This window comes from Variovorax sp. AC103, assembly GCF_979254005.1.
Genome location: NZ_CEEDFC010000010.1, coordinates 179923 through 197310, shown reverse-complemented (window position 1 = coordinate 197310; position 17388 = coordinate 179923). Strand labels below are relative to the sequence as shown.

General features: G+C 68.7%; 17 protein-coding genes. 6 read left to right on the top strand and 11 right to left on the bottom strand.

Annotated features, from left to right (window positions below):
* Positions 1–2: 2 nt before the first annotated feature.
* From AC0IYU_RS16640 to AC0IYU_RS16630, 3 genes are read right to left on the bottom strand one after another with little or no spacing between them, the layout of a single operon-like run.
* Complete coding sequence (locus tag AC0IYU_RS16640; RefSeq protein ID WP_472118977.1) at positions 3–1544, bottom strand: AMP-binding protein; 1542 nt, start codon at positions 1542–1544, stop codon at positions 3–5.
* A gap of 5 nt (positions 1545–1549) precedes the next feature.
* Complete coding sequence (locus tag AC0IYU_RS16635) at positions 1550–2686, bottom strand: DUF5938 domain-containing protein (protein ID WP_472118974.1); 1137 nt, start codon at positions 2684–2686, stop codon at positions 1550–1552.
* A 23-nt stretch (positions 2687–2709) separates the two neighbouring features.
* Positions 2710–3513, bottom strand: a complete 804-nt coding sequence (locus AC0IYU_RS16630) for an SDR family NAD(P)-dependent oxidoreductase (RefSeq protein ID WP_472118972.1) — start codon at positions 3511–3513, stop codon at positions 2710–2712.
* Positions 3514–3754: 241 nt separating this feature from the next.
* Here AC0IYU_RS16630 and AC0IYU_RS16625 point away from each other — a divergent pair, with 241 nt between their 5' ends.
* Complete coding sequence (locus AC0IYU_RS16625; RefSeq protein WP_472118969.1) at positions 3755–4408, top strand: TetR/AcrR family transcriptional regulator; 654 nt, start codon at positions 3755–3757, stop codon at positions 4406–4408.
* An 18-nt stretch (positions 4409–4426) separates the two neighbouring features.
* Here AC0IYU_RS16625 and AC0IYU_RS16620 read toward each other — a convergent pair whose 3' ends face one another.
* The 4 genes from AC0IYU_RS16620 to AC0IYU_RS16605 all read right to left on the bottom strand — a co-directional run bounded on the left by AC0IYU_RS16620 (position 4427) and on the right by AC0IYU_RS16605 (position 10013).
* Positions 4427–5398: a LysR substrate-binding domain-containing protein gene (locus AC0IYU_RS16620; RefSeq protein WP_472118966.1), complete on the bottom strand. Its 972-nt coding sequence runs from the start codon at positions 5396–5398 to the stop codon at positions 4427–4429.
* A gap of 90 nt (positions 5399–5488) precedes the next feature.
* Positions 5489–7144, bottom strand: coding sequence for a tannase/feruloyl esterase family alpha/beta hydrolase (locus AC0IYU_RS16615; RefSeq protein WP_472118964.1), 1656 nt, complete (start codon positions 7142–7144; stop codon positions 5489–5491).
* A 43-nt stretch (positions 7145–7187) separates the two neighbouring features.
* Positions 7188–8627 carry an FAD-binding oxidoreductase gene (locus AC0IYU_RS16610; protein ID WP_472118962.1) on the bottom strand — a complete coding sequence of 480 codons (1440 nt, stop codon included), beginning with the start codon at positions 8625–8627 and terminating at the stop codon, positions 7188–7190.
* A 60-nt stretch (positions 8628–8687) separates the two neighbouring features.
* Positions 8688–10013 (bottom strand): MFS transporter, encoded by a 1326-nt coding sequence (locus AC0IYU_RS16605; RefSeq protein WP_472118959.1) that lies wholly within the window; start codon positions 10011–10013, stop codon positions 8688–8690.
* Positions 10014–10180: 167 nt separating this feature from the next.
* Here AC0IYU_RS16605 and AC0IYU_RS16600 point away from each other — a divergent pair, with 167 nt between their 5' ends.
* A complete protein-coding gene (locus AC0IYU_RS16600) occupies positions 10181–11173 on the top strand; it encodes a TIGR03571 family LLM class oxidoreductase (RefSeq protein WP_472118957.1) in 993 nt (330 codons plus the stop codon).
* A 19-nt stretch (positions 11174–11192) separates the two neighbouring features.
* The gene (locus AC0IYU_RS16595; RefSeq protein ID WP_472118954.1) at positions 11193–11897 is read left to right on the top strand and encodes a glutathione S-transferase N-terminal domain-containing protein; all 705 of its coding nucleotides are present in this window, start codon (positions 11193–11195) and stop codon (positions 11895–11897) included.
* 105 nt (positions 11898–12002) lie between these two features.
* Here AC0IYU_RS16595 and AC0IYU_RS16590 read toward each other — a convergent pair whose 3' ends face one another.
* On the bottom strand, positions 12003–13166 hold the full coding sequence (locus tag AC0IYU_RS16590; RefSeq protein WP_435436695.1) for a glutamate carboxypeptidase: 1164 nt from the start codon (positions 13164–13166) through the stop codon (positions 12003–12005).
* A 271-nt stretch (positions 13167–13437) separates the two neighbouring features.
* Here AC0IYU_RS16590 and AC0IYU_RS16585 point away from each other — a divergent pair, with 271 nt between their 5' ends.
* Positions 13438–14082, top strand: coding sequence for a TetR/AcrR family transcriptional regulator C-terminal domain-containing protein (locus AC0IYU_RS16585; protein ID WP_472118951.1), 645 nt, complete (start codon positions 13438–13440; stop codon positions 14080–14082).
* Positions 14083–14107: 25 nt separating this feature from the next.
* Here AC0IYU_RS16585 and AC0IYU_RS16580 read toward each other — a convergent pair whose 3' ends face one another.
* On the bottom strand, positions 14108–14851 hold the full coding sequence (locus AC0IYU_RS16580) for a siderophore-interacting protein (RefSeq protein WP_472118949.1): 744 nt from the start codon (positions 14849–14851) through the stop codon (positions 14108–14110).
* Between the two features lie 283 nt (positions 14852–15134).
* Here AC0IYU_RS16580 and AC0IYU_RS16575 point away from each other — a divergent pair, with 283 nt between their 5' ends.
* A complete protein-coding gene (locus tag AC0IYU_RS16575; protein ID WP_472118946.1) occupies positions 15135–15755 on the top strand; it encodes an RNA polymerase sigma factor in 621 nt (206 codons plus the stop codon).
* A 5-nt stretch (positions 15756–15760) separates the two neighbouring features.
* Positions 15761–16807 (top strand): FecR family protein, encoded by a 1047-nt coding sequence (locus AC0IYU_RS16570; protein WP_472119131.1) that lies wholly within the window; start codon positions 15761–15763, stop codon positions 16805–16807.
* Between the two features lie 21 nt (positions 16808–16828).
* Here the strand turns inward: AC0IYU_RS16570 and AC0IYU_RS16565 are convergent, their stop codons facing one another.
* Positions 16829–17113 (bottom strand): hypothetical protein, encoded by a 285-nt coding sequence (locus AC0IYU_RS16565; protein ID WP_472118943.1) that lies wholly within the window; start codon positions 17111–17113, stop codon positions 16829–16831.
* On the bottom strand, positions 17110–17349 hold the full coding sequence (locus AC0IYU_RS16560; protein WP_472118941.1) for a hypothetical protein: 240 nt from the start codon (positions 17347–17349) through the stop codon (positions 17110–17112). Before AC0IYU_RS16560 ends, AC0IYU_RS16565 begins: the two co-directional genes overlap by 4 nt.
* Between the last annotated feature and the right edge of the window lie 39 nt (positions 17350–17388).

Genomic DNA, 17388 nt, shown 5'->3' with positions numbered 1-17388 from the left:
GCTCAATGCGGCAGTGCCGACAACAGCGCGGAGCGCACGTCCTTCTTCAGCACCTTGCCCACCTTGGAGCGCGGCAGGTCGAGCCACACCTCGATCTGCTTGGGCGCCTTCACGCTGCCGATGCGCGCCTTCACGAAGGCCTTGATGTCGTCCACGTCCACCTGCCGGCCGGTGTGGAGCTGCAACACCGCCACCACGCGCTCGCCCCACTTCTCGTCGGGCAGGCCGACCACCGCGCTGTCCTGCACGTCGGGGTGCTGCATGAGCGCCTGTTCGACCTCGGCGGAATACACGTTGAAGCCACCCGAGATGATTATGTCCTTGGCACGGTCCACGATGTACAAGAAACCGTCCGCGTCCAGATAGCCGATGTCACCCGTGTGGTGCCAGCCAAAGCGCGAGGCCTCCTCGGTGGCGCGCGGGTCCTTGTAGTAGCCCTGCATCACGAGGGAGCCGCGCACCACGATCTCGCCGCTCTCGCCCGTGGACAACAAAGCGCCCTCGCCGTTCATCACGCCCACCTGCACCAGCGGGCCCGGGCGCCCCGCCGACGCCAGGCGCTGCACGGCGACCGATCCGTCGGCATTGAAGTGGTCGCGCGGCGACATCATCGAGATCATCATCGGCGCCTCGGTCTGGCCGAAGAGCTGCGCCATGACCGGGCCGATCTTCTGCAGCGCCTCTTCGAGCCGCGCGGTGGACATGGGCGCCGCGCCGTACCAGAAGCATTGCAGCGAATCGAGCGCCGTGGCGGCCAGCTGCGGATGCTGCAGCAGCATATAGATCAGCGTGGGCGGCAGGAAGGTGTGGGTGATGCGGTATTCCTCGATGAGCCCGAGGAACTCGCCCAGGTCGGGCCTGGGCATGATCACCACCCGCCCGCCCAGCGCCATCACCGGCAGGCACAGCACACCGGCCGCATGCGTGAGCGGCGCGAGCGCCAGGTAGGCGGGCCGGCCTTCGAAGGGGTAGCCCATCAGCGTGAGCGCCGACATCGCCTCGAGGTTGCGGCCCGAGAGCATTACGCCCTTGGGCTGTCCGGTGGTGCCGCCGGTGCCGGCGATCATGGCCACGTCGTCGGGTGGCGCGGTATCGAGGGGCGAATCGCCCAGCCCTTCCAGCCACTCGTCCATGGAAGGCGCGAAGGCCTGCGGCACGTCCAGGCACACCAGCGCCCGCAGCTTGGGCAGCTGCGGGCGCATCTGCTCGACCATGGCCGCGTAGTTGCCGTGAAAGACCAGGCACGCGCAATCGAAGGCGTCGAGCGCGAAGGCGTTCTCGCCCGCCTCGTTGCGCGGATTGATCGGGCACCACACGCAGCCCGCGCGCGAAATGCCGAACACCGTGGCGAATGCCATCGCATCGTTGCCCGAGAGCACGGCCACCTTGTCCCCCGGCCGGATGCCGGCGCGCTGCAGGCCGCGCGCCACGCGCCAGCTGATGCGCTGCACATGCGCATAGCTCAGGTCGGTGCCGCCCAGGGTCAGGCACGGCGCATGGGCGCCCAGCTGGGCGCCCTTGTCGAGGTAGTCGACGAGGCGCATGAGCGTCAGCCCAGCCGCGTGAGTACGGGCTCCTGCACCAGCCCGAAGCTGCGCAGCGCACCCAGCAGCTCGCGATGCCCGAAGGCCTGGCAACCCGAGGCGAAGCCGGCGCGCCGCGGCGGCTGCTGCAACAGCGAGGCCGCCGCATAGGCCTGCAACAGGCCGGTCTGCTTGTAGTTGCAGTTTCCGAAGATCACGCAGTGCATGCGGCCCAGCGGGCCGGAGGCATGCACCGAATCGACGGACTTGTTGATGCGCGGGTTCTCGCGCGGGGGCATGGTGTTCATCACGCCCGCGGCCGTCCGGGCCAGGGCGGCATAGCGGTCCTCGTCGTTCATGCCCTCGGTGGCCTTGAGCGCGGCGGCCACGATCTGCGGCACGCCCTGCATCAGCGCCTTGTTGAAGACTCCGCCGAGCACCTTCACATTGGCCACGCGCGGATCGCGCTTGAACCACACCGGGTGCGAGGTGCCGCCCCAGGGCAATGCGAGCGCCGCCTCGTGCTGCCCGGGAATGGCCAGGTGGTACAGGCCCGCGTCGGGTTGCCATTCAACATACTCGTTCTGCTCCAGGTAGTAGGCCTTGGAGGTGGCCGCATTGACCAGGATGGTCTGGGTGGAGGCGATGGTCGGGCTGCCGCCCCAGAACACGGCGATGTCCAGCGTGTCGAGCCCGGGGGTCTCCAGGCACAGCTGCGCCGCGATCTCGCCGGTGGTGTACATCTGCGCCAGGCCGGGCGAGAGCAGCAGGCCTGCCTTGGCGAACCTGTCGCCCCATTCCCGCTCGAGGGTGATGAGCCAGTCCTGCTCACCCGTGGTGTCGGTGTAGTGGCACCCGGCAGCCAGGCAGGCTTCGACCACCTCGGGGCCGAATCTGGCGAAGGGCCCCACGGTGTTGAGCACCACCGAGGCACCGGTGAACAGATCGGTGAGCGCCCCCACCGAGTGCGCGACCTCCACCACCTCGTAGCTCGCGGTCTCGATGCCGGGCACGTTGGACTTCATCGCCGCGTCCACCTTCTGCGCGCTGCGGCCCGCGGCGATGAAGGGAATGTTGTACTCGCGCAGGTACTCGCAGACCAGGCGGCCGGTGTAGCCGGAGGCGCCGTAGACGACGACGGGTTTCTTCTTGCCGATGCTCATGCTGTGTCTCCTTTGTTGTGTGCTCACATGCCCATGCCGCCGTCCACCGCCAGGCCCGCGCCGGTGATGAACCGGGCCGCGTCGCTGCAGAGGAAGACCACCACGTCGGCCATGTCGCCGACCTCGCCCAGGCGCCCGAGCGGCGTCTGGCCGATCACGTCGCCCACCGCGGCCTCGACGCTGGGTGCCAGCCCCGCGGCCACGATGTCGTTGGCGAGCTTCATGCCCATGTCGGTGGGCACGAGCCCCGGGTAGATGCAGTTCACGCGCACGCCGTAGCCCAGCTTGCCGGACTCCATGGCCGCCACGCGCGTGGCGCGATCGACGGCGGACTTGGTGGCCGAGTAGCCGGCGATGGCCGGGAACGCGATGGTGGCCGCGACCGATGCGATGTTGACCACCGCCCCGCCGCCGCCCGCGCTGCCGCCAGGGCGCATGGCGCGGAACGCGTGCTTCATGCCGAGCAGCGTGCCGGCCACGTTCACGTCGAGCATGCGGCGCAGGTCGTCGCCGTCGACGTCGATCACCAGCGAAGTGATCTCGATGCCGGCGTTGTTCACGAGGATGTCGAAACCCCCGAGCGCCTCGACGGTGGCCGCGCTGGCCGAGGCCCAGTCCGCGTCCTTGGTGACGTCGAGCGGCACGAAGCCCACCTTCGCCCCCGACGCCGACAACCTGGCAGCGGTTTCGCGCCCCAGGTCGGCGAGCACGTCGCCGATCATCACGGACGCGCCGGCCGCCGCCAGCGCCTCGGCAATGCTCGCGCCAATGCCGCGCGCACCGCCTGTCACGAGCGCCTTGCGCCCTTTCAAGTCGAACCTGGCCATCGCTTGTCTCCTGTGTATGTGTTGTGAGATGGATCGGCCATGCTAGAAATCGACTTGACGAGTGTCAAGATTTTTTCTTTGACACATGTCCAGTTTCAAAAGAAACCATGCGTGATACGCCGGATGCGGGTTCTCCCGCTTGCGTGCTATGGTTTGGCATCAAGAGGAACACAGCGGCCGGCACCACGCGGCCCGGCTTTCAATGACGACACATCCACGGGTCCAGAAACACGCAGAACGGGTGCCCAAGACACGGGTCGACAAGTTCTCGGAGCGGCGCGCCGAACTTGGCGAGGCAGCGCTCACCACACTGGCCGCGCTGGGCTATGCGCGCACCAGCCTGCGAGAGATCGCGCAGAACTCGGAGTTCTCGCACGGGGTGCTGCACTACTACTTCAGCGACAAGGTCGACCTCATCATCTGCAGCGTGAAGCAGTACAAGGCGCGCTGCGTCAAGCGCTACGACCATGCGGTGGAAAGCGCCACCACGTACGACGAGCTGATGGAAGGCTTCCTGCAGAGCCTGGGCGACACCTTGCAGGGCGAAGGCCACGTGCACCGCCTCTGGTACGACCTGCGCTCGCAGGCGCTGTTCGAAGAGGCCTTCCGCGCCGATGTCGTGCAGATCGACAAGAGCCTGGAAGACATGATCTGGCGCATCATGAGCCGCTTCGCCGAACTCTCCGGCGAGCCGTGCGGCATGCCACCATCGGCCACCTATGCGCTGTTCGACGGGCTGTTCCAGCAGGCGCTGCTGAAGCACCTGTCGGGCGATGCGAAGGCCATCGAGGCCATGCAGGCCGATGTGCGACTGGCCCTCACGCGCCTGTTCGCCGCGCCCGCGAAAGCCGCGCCCCGCAAGGCGGCAAAGACGGCCACCAGGCGCAGCGCATGAGGCGAACCGCCGAGGGCGCTATGCCTTCGGCTCCTTCGGCTTTCTTGGCGGCGCCACCACGCGCGCACCCGCCCACTGCCCGCTCTCGCACAGCTCGCGCATCACGTCGCCGATCAGCGTACACACGGCGCGCTTGGCGTTCGTGGTCGGCAGATGGACCGACACGCACAGCCCCAGCGTGCGGAACATCGACGACGAATCGATGCGGTGCGCGGCCAGCCGGCCTTCCTGCACCTCGCGTTGCGCGAGCCCGAACGGCATGACGGTCGGCCCGAGGCCCGCCTCCACCGCGGCCTTCAGCGTGTAGACCGAGTTGATCTCCACGGCCACCTGCGCCGCGGAATGGCCCTCCCGCTCCAGCACCGCATCGACCAGCCAGCGTGTGCAGTGACCGTGCGCATTGGCAGGCCACACCAGCGGCCGCGCAGTGGCCTGCCGGATGCTCACGTCGCCGGGCGGAAACGCATGCGGGCTTTGCGGCGATTCGAGGAACACGAAGTCTTCCTCGACCAGCGGCGTGAAAAGGATGTCGTCCGCCGGCATGGTGGGCGAGAACACCGCCACGTCGACACGGCCGCGCAGCAACTGGTCGGCCATGTTGCCGGTGAGTTCCTCGTTCAGGTGCAGCACCACGTCGGGGTAGCGCCGGGCCGCCGCGCGCATGAGCGGCAATGCGATCATGGGCGACACGCTCTGCGGCAGCGCCGCCACCACCGAGCCCGACACGGCATCGGACGCCACGTGCACCGCGGCCTTGGCGTCGCTCACCTGCTTGGTGATGCCCTGGGCGTATTCATAGAACACCTTGCCCGCCTCGGTCATCGCCACGCCGTTGCGGCTGCGCAGCAGCAGCTGGGTGCCAAGCTCCGATTCCAGCTCGGCCATCTGCTTGCTCAAGGCCGACTGTGCAATGAAGAGTTGTTGCGCTGCGCGCGACAGGCTGCCGCAGTCCACGATGGCGACGAAATACTTGAACTGGCGCAGTTCCATCGAAGGGTCTCCCGCCGCACGCAGCGGGCGTGCTGCGCGCGGCGGGTCATTCTAGGGCGCGGTGTCGAGGGTGCAGGGTCGGACAAGGCCTCAGTTCACGCAGTCGAAGTTCGCCGCGTCCTTCGCGTCGCCCGTGCCCTTGTAGCGCGGATAGGCGGGGTACTTGCACATCGGCCGCGAGAGCGCGGTCGCTCCGCTCGCGGCATCGACCTTGCGCTGCACCAGCTTCTGCGCCGACGCCGGCACGCCCTGCTCCACCCAGGTCGACATGGCCTTCAGCAGGTCGACCTTGTCCGCGCCCGGGCCGCCGTAGCAATGGCCCACGCCGGGCGCCAGGAAGAGCTCGACCGTCTCGTCGGCCTTCTGCTGCCCCATGGCGGACACCACGCGGTCGTAGTAGCGCGAGGTGTCACGCGCGCTCACCGAGGTGTCGTTGGTGCCGTTCCACATGATCAGCCTGGCACCGCGCGCATGAAGCCGGTTCAGGTCGGGATCGGCCGCGCTGAACATGCCGCCGATGATGCCCATGCGCGTGAGCCACTGGTCGGGGTTCCAGGTGAGCGTGTCGAAGCCGGGGTCCTGCGTGATGAACGAGCGCACGAAGCCATCCGAGAACATGCCCTGGACAGAGTTGCCGCCCAGCGCCGCCTGCGGCCAGATGTACGAACCCCAGCCCTCGGCCGTGTTCTCCAGCCCGAAGTTGTAGCCCGGGTGCGACCACGCGTTGTCCGACGTGGCCACCGCCGAAGTGATGGTGTTCACGGTGGCGATCTGTGCATCCGACAGGCAGCTGTTGCCCGTGTCCGCCCCGTTCGCGCAGCGCAGCGGCGCGGGGTCGTAGTTGCAGGCGGCAGGCTTGGAAACGATGCCGTCGGCCACGCCGTCGAGCGCGTCGCACTGCGCGAGCACCGCGTTCGCCAGCAGCGTCTGCTTGGCCGTGTTGAGCGTGTTGGCCGGCGTGCCCACCTGCTTCGAGATGCGATTGAACTGCATGAACAGGCCCATGATGTTGCCCGCGGGTGCACGCGCCACGATGCCGTCGAAATCGTCGGGAAAGCGCTGCGCCTGCATCAGAGCGTCATGGCCGCCCATGGAGCAGCCTTCGAAGTAGCTGCGCGTGGGGCCGTTGCCGAAGAAAGCGGCAATCACTTCCTTGCCCGGCGGCAACGCGCGGTGCTCGGACTGCTGCGTGAAGTCGAGCAGCTTGGCCGGATCGGCCGCGAAGCCCGCCGCGAAGTAGCCCGCGTCGGGCGGCCCGCCGTAGTCGTAGCCGCCGTTGGTGCCAAGGGTGGCGTAGCGCTCGGAGAAGATCGACGCGCTGAACTGCGGGTCGCTGGCCTTGGGCAGTTGCCCGTCGAAGCCGCCGCCGCCGATGAAGGCGAGCTTGCCGTTCCAGCCTTCGGTGGGCAGGCGCGCTTCGAAGCGCAGGCTCGACCCCTTGAAGTTCGCGGTGACCACGCAGTACGCAGGCTGCGGCCCTGTCGCGGCCAGCACCTTGGCATCGTCGACCACGACCGCACCTGCGCCGAAGGTCTGGCCCTTGAGCGTGGGGCACTTGTCGGTGAGCGAAACCGCAGGTGGCGGTGGCGCGGCCGGCGGGGGGCTGGCGGGCGCAGGTGCCGGCGGCAACAGCGGCCAGAAGCCGCTTGCACTGCCGCCCCCGCCACCGCAACCCGCCGCCAACGTGGCCACGGCCACTGAAACGAGCGCGCGGCGTGCGGTTGCAGACATGTTCGAGCTCTTCATCGTTGCGTCTCCAGTGTTGTTGTTGCGTGATGTGCGGATGCACTCAGGCCGTGGCGGGCCCGACGATCTTTCCGGGGTTGAAGATGTCGTGCGGGTCCAGCGCCTGCTTGATGGCGCGCATCAACGCCACGGTGTGCTCGCCGTGCTCCTCCACCAGGTACTTCATCTTGTGCAGCCCCACGCCGTGCTCGCCGGTCGACGTGCCGCCATGGCGCAGCGCGCGCTGCACCAGCCGGTGGCTGAAGGCCTCGGCCGCGTCGTTCTCCTCGGCGTTGTTCGGGTCGACGAGCACCAGGCAATGGAAGTTGCCGTCGCCGACGTGGCCGAACACCGGCGCGAGCAGGCCGTGTTCGGCGATGTCGGTCTGTGTCTCGTCGATGCACTGCGCCAGCGCCGACAGCGGCACGCAGGCATCGGTCGTCAGGCTGCGGCTGCCCGCCTTCAATTGAAGGCATGCGAAGTAGGCGTGATGCCGCGGCGTCCACAGACGCGAGCGCTCCTCCGGGCGAATGGCCCACTGGAAGGCACCGCCACCGTGGTTGGCCACGATCTCGCGCACCACGTCGGCCTGCTCGTCGATCTGCGAGCGGCTCGCGCCGAACTCCAGGAACAGCGTGGGGTGCTCGCTGAGCGTGGTGCGGCTGTGCGCGTTCACGGCGTGGATGGTCAGCGCGTCCAGCATCTCGGCGCGCGCCAGCGGCACGCCCATCTGGATCGCCTCGGTCACGCAGTCGACCGCCGCGCGCACCGATGGAAAGTGCACCACCGCCGCCGCATACGCCTCGGGGTGCGGATGCAGCCGCACCGTGGCCTCGGCGATGAGCCCCAGCGTGCCTTCGGAACCGCAGTAGAGCTGCGTGAGGTTGTAACCCGCCGAGCTCTTGCGCGCCTGCGAGGCGGTGCGCACCACCTCGCCGTCAGCCGTGACCACCGTGAGGCTCACCAGGTTGTCGCGCATGGTGCCGTAGCGCACGGTGTTGGTCCCCGACGCGGCCGTGGCCACCATGCCGCCGATGGATGCATCGGCGCCGGGGTCGACCGAGAAGAAGAAGCCGGTCTTCAGCAGTGCCGCGTTCAACTGCCCGCGCGTCACGCCGGCCTCGACCGTGGCCGTGAGGTCGCCGGGGCGAATCGCCAGCACCTTGTTCATCTGAGAGAAGTCGATGCAGACACCGCCCTGCACCGCCAGCAGATGCCCCTCCACCGACGAGCCGACGCCGAAGCCGATGATCGGCACGCGCTCCCGCGCGCAAGCCCGCACCACGAAGGCGACTTCGTCCGTGCTCTGCACGAACACCACCGCGTCGGGCGGCTGCGGCAGGTAGGCCGACTCGTCGGTGCCGTGCTGCAGCAGCACCGCCTGGCTGGTGGAAAAGCGCTCGGCGAACTTGCGCTGCAGCAGCGCGACCAGATCGGGCGAGGGGGACCGCCGGGCCACGGCGGGCGCGTTCGAACGCGCAGGGGTACTCACAACCGCATCCATGGGGTTCTTTCAGAAGAGGGGGAAAGCGCCGCGGACGAAAGCCGCGGCGCGGGGACCGGATCAGCGCTTCGGCGAAGCGCGCTCGGGCTTGACGAACAGCACCAGCACCGCACCGATGACCAGCAGCGCAGCCAGCATGTGCAGCCCCGCGTCGGTGCTTTGCGTGGCGTCCTTGATCAGGCCGATGAGAAACGGCGCGCTGAAGCCCGACAGGTTGCCGAACGAATTGATGAGCGCAATGCCCGCCGCGGCGGCCGCGCCGCCCAGGAAGGCCGTGGGCATGCCCCAGAAGATCGGCAGCGTGGACATGATGCCCATGGTGGCCAGTGTGAGGCCGGCCATCGCGAGCGTCGCGTTGCCATGGAACGCCACGCTGAGCACCAGCCCGACGGCACCGACGATGGCGGCCAGCGCGCTGTGCCAGCGGTACTCGAGCCGGCGGTCGGCGCTGCGCGCCATGAGGTACATCGCCACCACGCCGAAAGACCACGGAATGGCGCTGAGCAGACCGATGTCGAGCGCGCCCTTCACGCCGATGGACTTGATGATGCTCGGCAGCCAGAACGAGATGCCGTACAGCCCCGAGGTGTAGGCGAAGTACACCAGCGCCAGCAGCCATACCCGCCCGTTGCTGAGCACGGTGAGCAGGCGCGGCACGGCCTTGCCCGCGTCTTCGGCGGCGATGTCGCGGGCGATGAGCTCACGCTCGGCGGGGGTGAGCCACTGCGCGTCCTTCACGCGGTCGTCGAGGTAGCGCCACACCACCAGGCCCAGCGCCACCGTCGGCAGACCCTGCAGCAGAAACAGCCATTGCCAGCCGGCCCAGCCATTGACGCCGCCCATGCCCTGCAGGATCCATCCTGAAATCGGCCCGCCCAGGATGCCCGCGAAAGGAATGGCCGCGAGGAACAGCGAGGTCGCCTTGCCGCGCCGCGCGGCCGGGTACCAGTAGGTGAGGTACAGGATGATGCCGGGGAAGAAGCCTGCCTCGGCCGCGCCGAGCAGGAAGCGAATGACGTAGAACGACATCGGCGAGCTCACGAACATGGTCGCCGCCGACAGCAGCCCCCAGGTGATCATGATGCGGGCGATCCAGCGGCGCGCGCCCACGCGGTGCAGCACCACGTTGCTGGGCACCTCGAACAAAAAGTAGCCGATGAAGAAGATGCCCGCGCCCAGCCCGTAGACGGCCTCGCTGAACTGCAGGTCGCCCTGCATCTGCAGCTTGGCGAAGCCGACGTTCACGCGGTCGAGGTAGGCCACGATGTAGCACAGGAACAGCAGCGGAATCAGCCGCCAGCCGACCTTGCGGTAGACCGCGTCAGAGGTGCTGTCGAAGCGACCCTTGTGGGGCTGCGTGCCGGCAGCGGTGGTGGTGGAGCTCATGGGCGGTTGTCTCGCTTTCTGTGGGTCTTGTCGGTGCCACGATGGTCGTGGCCGCTCACGCATCGCTGCAGCGGGTTAACGCGCAAGATGCATATGGATTAAAGATCGGTGCATCTCCGAACGAGATTGCCCGTGCGATCATTTCGCGGCCCTCTCACCCGAGCGACATGACACCCTTCAACATCGCCTACCGGCAGACCCTGCTCGCAGGCCGCCTCACGCCGGGGCTGATGACGCCCCTGGCCCGCGCCAACGGCGCCATGGCCGACCCCGCGTTCGAACGCCGCCTTGCACAGCGCGCCGACGAGCTCGGCTTTGCCGCGCTGTGGACACGCGACGTGCCGGTGATGGTGCCGCAGGGCGACGAGATCTCCGTGCTCGACGAGCCCTTCGTCTGGCTCGCCACGCTGGCCGCAGCCACGCAGCGCATCGCGCTCGGCACGGCCGCCGCGGTGCTGCCGCTGCGCCATCCGCTGCATGTGGCCAAGGCAGCGCTGTCGCTGAACCGCCTGTCGGGCGACCGCTTTATCCTGGGCCTGGGCTCGGGCGACCGCGAGGCGGAGTTCGCCATCTTCAAGGAAGACATCGCGCTGCGCGGCGACACCTTTCGCGAACGCTGGAACCTCGTGCGTTCGGCCCTCGCGCCCGATGTGCAAGACCGCGCCGCGTTGCGCGAGGCCACGGGCGGCTTCGACCTGATGGCGCCGCCCGCCACGCGCATCGGCGTGCTGGTCGTGGGGTCCGCACGCCAGTCGCTGCAATGGACCGCCACACATGCCGACGGCTGGGCCACCTACCACCGCGACGAGGCGCGCCAGCAGGGCCGCATCGGGCTGTGGCAGAGCGCGCTGCGAGATCGCGCCGGCGGCGAGGCCAAGCCCTTTGTTCAGTCGCTGCAGCTCGACCTGCTCGACGATGCGCATGCACCGGCCGAAGCCATCGAGCTCGGCCAGCGCACAGGGCGCCATGCGCTCGTGGCCTACCTCGACCGGATGGAAGACGCCGGCGTCGCCCACGTGCTGCTGAACCTGGTGCGCGGCCCGCGGCCCGCGATGGACGTGATCGACGAACTCGGGCGCGAGGTGCTGCCCCGCCTGCAAGGCCATGCGCGCACGCCGGCGAGCCGAGCCGGGCAGAATCCGGCGCTTGGCGAAACCTGACCCTCACCAAGGACCACACATGACCGATCTCTCGAGCTTCCCCATCACGAAGAAATGGCCCGCGCAGCACCCTGACCGCCTGCAGCTGTACTCGCTGCCCACGCCCAACGGCGTGAAGGTGTCGATCATGCTGGAGGAAACCGGCCTGCCCTACGAGGTGCACCTGGTGAGCTTCGAGACACAGGACCAGATGTCGCCGGAGTTCCTGTCGCTGAACCCGAACAACAAGATCCCGGCGATCCTCGACCCCAACGGGCCCGACGGCAAGCCGCTGCCGCTGTTCGAGTCGGGCGCCATCCTGGTGTACCTGGCTTCGAAGACCGGCAAGTTCATTCCGCAGGACACCGCCGGGCGCTACGAAGCGCTGCAGTGGGTCATGTTCCAGATGGGCGGCATCGGCCCCATGTTCGGCCAGCTCGGCTTCTTCAACAAGTTCGCCGGCAAGGACTACGAAGACAAGCGTCCGCGCGACCGCTACGTGGCCGAATCGAAGCGCCTGCTGGGCGTGCTCGACAAGCACCTGGCCGGCCGCAAGTGGATCCTGGGCGACGACTACAGCATTGCCGACATCGCCACCTTCCCGTGGATCCGCAACCTGATCGGCTTCTACGAAGCGGGCGACCTGGTGGGCTTCAAGGACTTCCCGAACGTGGCGCGCGTGCTCGAGGCCTTCGTGGCGCGCCCCGCCGTGGCGCGGGGCCTGAACATTCCGAAGCGCGGCTGACACCTTCCAGGGGCACCGCGGAACCGGCGTTGCCGGGCCGCGGGTGCCACCCCAGCAAGGGGGGAAGGAGAAGCGACACGAAGTGCGCGAAGCCTGGGGGCTTGCCTAGTTCGCCGACAGGTCCATCAGCATGCGCGAGAGCAGGTAAAGGCGAGGCACCACGCTCTCGACCTCCGCGTATTCCTCCGGCGTGTGGATGCCGCCGCCCACGATGCCGAAGCCGTCGAGCACCGGAATCCCCACGCCCGCCACCAGGCTCGCATCGGCCGCGCCGCCGCTGCTCTCGATGGTGAGCTTCTTGCCGATCTCCGCGTAGATGCCCTCGGCCATCTTCACCAGCTTGTCCGACGAAGGCAGGCGCGGCATGGGCGGCAGGCCGCGGCTCAGGCGCACGCGCACCTCGGTCTCGGGAATGAGCTTGTTCTGCGCGATGCGCACCATGTCCTTTTCGACGCGGTCGAACTCGTCGGGCGTGGCCACGCGCACGTCGGCCTTGGCGCTGGCGGCGGCGGGAATCACGTTGGTCGGGCCGTTGGCCGTGAGCACGGTGAAGTTGACGGTGGTCTTCTTCGCGGCGTCGGCAGTCTTGGACAGCTGCAGCACCTGGTGCGCCAGTTCCATGGCGGCGTTGCGGCCGGCCTCCGGCGCCACGCCCGCATGAGCGGCAACGCCCTTCACTTCGAGCAGCGCGGTGGCCGAGCCCTTGCGCTCGACCACCAGGCCGTCGGCCGGACGGCCCGGCTCCAGGTTGAGCGCCACGTCGTGCTGCTTGGCGATGCGCTCGATCAGCGCGCTGGTGCCGACCGAACCGACCTCCTCGTTGGTGTCGAGCAGGAAGGTGATCTGCCCGTAGTCCTTGAAACCGATCTGCTGCAGGATCTTCAGCGCATACAGGCCGGCCACCACGCCGCCCTTGTCGTCCATCACGCCGGGGCCGTAGGCGCGGCCGTCCTTGATGTAGAAGGGCTTGGCCGCGGCCGTGCCTTCCTTGAAGACGGTGTCCATGTGCGCGAGGATCAGGATCTTCTTCTTGCCCTGGCCGGTCAGCGTGGCGACCACGTTGGTGCCCGGGTGCGGGTCGGCCGGAAAGGTCTCGATGCGGGCGCCGAGCTTGCGCAGCTCGTCCACCGCCATCTCGCGCACCTTGTCCAGGCCTTCGGTGCTGGCCGAGCCCGAGTCGATGTTGACCATGCGCTCCAGCAGCTTCAGCGCCTCGTCCTTGCTTTGCGTGGCGGCGTCGAGCGCACCCTGGTGCGGCTTCTGGGCCATGGCCTGGCCGGCAATGAGCGCACAGGCCAGCACCGCGCCGTGGCAGGCGGTGCGCGCCCAGCGGCGGACGTTGTGCCGGGTGGAGGTCGAGGCGAATGCGTGCGCGTGAGTCTTCATGGGGTCCGTTCTTTTTGAGGTGCCGAAAAGTGCGTGCCATCGCGGGCGACTGCCCGCGATGGCCGCGGCAGGCTATCACCCGCTTCGCGAACGGGTCAAGCCGCTGACTACACTGACAGCGTCAGCCTTACCCCACCGAAGACACGGACCCCCGATGCGAATCCAGCGCGACCAGATCATCGCCACGGCCCTCGTGCTGCTCGACGAGAACGGCCTCGACGGCCTCACGATGCGCGCGCTGGCGCAAGCCCTGCAGGTGCAGGCGCCCTCGCTCTACTGGCACTTTTCCAACAAGAAGGCGCTGATCGACGGCATGGCCGATGCGCTGGTCGAAAGCGTGGTGCGCGAGCCGCTCGACGGCCTGTCGTGGCAGGAGGCGATCCGCCGGGTCGCAGAGCAGCTGCGCCAGGGCCTGCTGTCGCACCGCGACGGCGCCCGGGTGTATGCCGGCACCTACGTGACTTCGGACAACACGCTGCGCATGGGAGAGGCGATGCTCGGGCCGCTCCTGCGTGCGGGCGCCAGCCACGAGCTCGCGACGTGGGGCTCCTTCAGCCTGATGTACTACGTGCTCGGCTTCGTGATGGAGGAGCAGGCGCTGTGGCCCGGCAACGGCGTCGACCTGGCCGCGCACCAGGAGGACCTGCGCGCACTGTCGAAGGACCGGTTTCCTTCGGTCTTCGCATGCGCGGGCGCGCTGTTCGACACCAACCTCGAGGAGCGCTTCGCGCTCGGCCTCGATGTGTTCATTGCAGGGCTGGCGAGCAGGATCGAGGCGCCGAAAAAGAAGAAGCGGTGAGCGGCCCGGCGGCGGCGGTGCGCGCTCAGTCGAGCCCGGTCTTTCCGGGCGCCCAGTAGGCCTTGGCCTTGATGCGCCGGGCCTCCACGCCCTGCGCCCTGAGCGCGCGGCTCAGCTGGCGAATCGACGAGGCCTTGCCGGTCAACACGTAGTGCGTGTCGGCGGACATGGGCGCCCCCATCGCAGCCTGCAGTTCGGCCAGGTGCGAGTCGTCGGTGCGGCGTTCCATCAGCGCCATGTGCCGCACGCCCAGCGCGTCCAGCACCTGGCGCGATTCGGCGATGGCGCCCACCTCGAACACGGCCCGCACATCCTCCCGGGCGCCCAGCGACGCCACGAGGCCGAAGGAGGTCTCGTCGCCGAAGAACACCACCGGCCCCGCCAGCGGTTCCAGGTCGAGCGAGCGGCGCGGGCCGAACACCTGGCGCGCGTCGCCCGGGCTCGCGTGGCGCACCCACTCGCTGCCCGGCCCTTCGCCGTGCGCAAAGGCCACGATGCGGGTCACGCTGCGCGCGGCGTCCCAGCGCACGGGCGTGTAGGTGCGCGTCATGAAGCCGCCGTCGAGCTTGATCTGCAACTTCTGCCCGGGCGACCACCGGTTGCCCTCGAAGGCCACGCCCTCGAGGTCGATGAGCCGGAACCGCGGCGACAGCGTGGCCGCCGAAATGACGCGCGCGGGGCGCAGGAACAGGCGCGTGAGCGTGCGCTCGACAAGCCCCGGCTGGAGCGGGCCGGACGGTGACTCGGACCCGATGTTGGAAGAAGACATGAGCAACTCTTTGAGGGCTGGGGAAGCTGATGGGGAAGGGGAAGAGATGGTCAACCTGACAACGTTAGGCCGACTGCAAATGGTAATCTAACGGCGTTAGTTTTAACCCATTCCACGACGAAGACAGGGGCATCGCAGTCATCCGTTCGACTCACGATCGGTGATACACTCCAATAAGAATAGTTCTTATTCACTCCTCCCAAGGCCATCGACACCCGGCATTCGCCGCGCGTGGGCGAAAGACCTTGGGGTCCATCGTCGATGCTTGCGAGAAGGCGGCCGGATGCGCGACCTCGTTCAGGAACTGGTAGCTCACTATGCGGACCTGCGCCGGCAGCTGACCCGCGACCTGCGAGACCCGCACTACGCGGCCGACATCGCGCAGTCCAGCTTCGAACGGGTCTACACCGCGGCGCTCAAGGCACGCGGCGGCGCGCGCGGCGATGCCCTGCCCGACGGCCACGAGGCCGCCGGCGGCGCCATCGAATCGCCGCGCGCCCTGCTGTTTCGCGTGGCGCGCAACCTCTGCATCGACGACGCACGGCGGCGCAAGGTCGCCCAGGAATGGGCAGGCGGGCACGACGGCACAGGCACCCACCAGACCGCGCAGTCCAGCGAATACATCGTCGCCCAGCAGCGCGTGCTGGCGCGCGTGGTCGAGACCATGGAAAAGCTGCCGCCGCGCCGGCGCGAGGTGTTCCTGCTGTTCCGCGCCTACGGCCACACGCGCGCCGAGATCGCGCAGCGGCTCGGCATCACCGAGATGGCCGTGGCCAAGCACCTGCTGCGCGCCACCATCGACTGCTCCCGCGTGTTCGCGCAGCTGCGTGGCGAACTGATCGAGCCGCAGGTCCTGCTGAACCGCCCCGGCTTCGACGCGGCACTGGCCGAAGACTTCTCGTGAACGGCATGGCCATGGGCGCGCCGCGCGAACGGCTGGTCGAACGCGCGCTGGCGCTGATCGTCGCAGGCGAGATGGCGCCCGGCGACGCCGCGGGCCAGGCCCGCACGGCGCTCAGCCAGTGGCGCGGGAAGTCGGCCGAGCACGCGGCGGCCGCGCAGGAAGCGCGACAGCGCTGGGACGCCCTGGGCGGCATGGCGAACGACCTGCGTGCGCACTTCAACGAGCCCGAAGGCGGGCTCATGGCCCAGGCCGCGGCAGCATCCGCGTCGTCGGCGCAGCGGCAACAGCGCCGCAAGATGCTGTTTTCCGTCGCGGCCCTGCTCGGCACCGGCCTGGTCGCGGGCCGCGGGGTACAGTGGTATTGGCATCAGCCCGTGTTCCGCTCGGCCTACGAAACCCGCACCGCCCGGATGCTGAAGGTGAGGCTGACCGACGGCCTCGGCGGCGGGGCGGGCAGCCAGCTCGACCTGGCCCCGCTCAGCGCGATCGACGTGACGCTGTACCGCCAGCGTCGCTTCGTGGACATGGCGCGCGGCGAAGTGCGCTTCGAGGTGGCACCCAACGCGCAGCGCCCTTTCGAGGTCCGCACGCGCGGCGCCACCATCGAAGTGGTGGGCACCGCGTTCACCGTGCGCGATCGCGGCGGCCCGATCACCGTGGGCGTCGAGCACGGGCATGTGCGTGTGCGGGTGGCACCGCGCTCGCGGTCGCCGGGCACCGAGGCGGAAGTGATCGACTTGCGCAAGGGCGAACTGCTCGAGATCCAGGACGGCCATGCCGCACCCGTGCGCCAGACCGACACCGCGGCGCTGTCCGCGTGGCGCAGCGGCTGGCTGGTGTTCGAGAACACGCCACTGGGCGACGCCCTGGCGGCCGTCAACAGCTACCGCGCGCAGCCCATCGTCACAACCAACACCCGCATCGACGCCATGCGGCTGTCGGGGCGGTTCCGCACCAACGATTCCGAAGGCCTCGTGGCTGCGCTGCCTACGATCCTGCCGCTGACAGCCGTGCATCGCCCGGACGGCAGCGTGACGTTGCTGACGCGCTGACGGCGCAAGCCGGCGCGCAGCTCAGGCGCCGCCCGACCCGCGTCGTGCATGGCCCGTCTGGCCCGCATCGCCTGCATCGCCCGCACCGCCTGCATCGACCGCAAGGTTCCCCGATTGCATCAGCCCCCATTCGGTCAGCGCGATGTCGAGCGCCCGCACATGCACCGGGCCCTCGCCCAGCCACTGCGCAAGCCGTTCGGCGTTTTCCGTGGTCGGTACCGCGTGCATCCGCGCGAACAGCGAAGCGGCCGATCGAATGTGCGCGTCGGATGCCGAGGCATGTCCGGCAGCGGCGATGCGCCTCATTCGACGCCACCGCTGGGCGGATGGAAATTCCTGCGGCGGTTGACGACCAGCGCGGCGCCGGCCAGCGCCCACAGGCGCAGCGCGCGCTCGAACGCGCGCGAATGCGCCGGCGCTTCGCGCAGCCAGTGCGTCAGCTTCAACGCCACCGTGCGGCACGGGTTCTCTCTGAGTTCCATGTAGAGACGCCATGCGGTCTCCTCGGCGGACGGCACCTCCGTGCGGTTCTGCGGGGCCACTGCTACTCCAGGCGCTGTGTTGATTCGGGTGGATGCCCT

Coding starts and splice junctions, on each gene's coding strand:
- AC0IYU_RS16640 (WP_472118977.1), bottom strand. CDS start 1,544: ATGCGCCTCGTCGACTACCTCGACAAGGGCGCCCAGCTGGGCGCCCAT.
- AC0IYU_RS16635 (WP_472118974.1), bottom strand. CDS start 2,686: ATGAGCATCGGCAAGAAGAAACCCGTCGTCGTCTACGGCGCCTCCGGC.
- AC0IYU_RS16630 (WP_472118972.1), bottom strand. CDS start 3,513: ATGGCCAGGTTCGACTTGAAAGGGCGCAAGGCGCTCGTGACAGGCGGT.
- AC0IYU_RS16620 (WP_472118966.1), bottom strand. CDS start 5,398: ATGGAACTGCGCCAGTTCAAGTATTTCGTCGCCATCGTGGACTGCGGC.
- AC0IYU_RS16615 (WP_472118964.1), bottom strand. CDS start 7,144: ATGAAGAGCTCGAACATGTCTGCAACCGCACGCCGCGCGCTCGTTTCA.
- AC0IYU_RS16610 (WP_472118962.1), bottom strand. CDS start 8,627: ATGGATGCGGTTGTGAGTACCCCTGCGCGTTCGAACGCGCCCGCCGTG.
- AC0IYU_RS16605 (WP_472118959.1), bottom strand. CDS start 10,013: ATGAGCTCCACCACCACCGCTGCCGGCACGCAGCCCCACAAGGGTCGC.
- AC0IYU_RS16600 (WP_472118957.1), top strand. CDS start 10,181: ATGACACCCTTCAACATCGCCTACCGGCAGACCCTGCTCGCAGGCCGC.
- AC0IYU_RS16595 (WP_472118954.1), top strand. CDS start 11,193: ATGACCGATCTCTCGAGCTTCCCCATCACGAAGAAATGGCCCGCGCAG.
- AC0IYU_RS16590 (WP_435436695.1), bottom strand. CDS start 13,166: ATGGCCCAGAAGCCGCACCAGGGTGCGCTCGACGCCGCCACGCAAAGC.
- AC0IYU_RS16585 (WP_472118951.1), top strand. CDS start 13,438: ATGCGAATCCAGCGCGACCAGATCATCGCCACGGCCCTCGTGCTGCTC.
- AC0IYU_RS16580 (WP_472118949.1), bottom strand. CDS start 14,851: ATGTCTTCTTCCAACATCGGGTCCGAGTCACCGTCCGGCCCGCTCCAG.
- AC0IYU_RS16575 (WP_472118946.1), top strand. CDS start 15,135: ATGCGCGACCTCGTTCAGGAACTGGTAGCTCACTATGCGGACCTGCGC.
- AC0IYU_RS16570 (WP_472119131.1), top strand. CDS start 15,761: ATGGCCATGGGCGCGCCGCGCGAACGGCTGGTCGAACGCGCGCTGGCG.
- AC0IYU_RS16565 (WP_472118943.1), bottom strand. CDS start 17,113: ATGAGGCGCATCGCCGCTGCCGGACATGCCTCGGCATCCGACGCGCAC.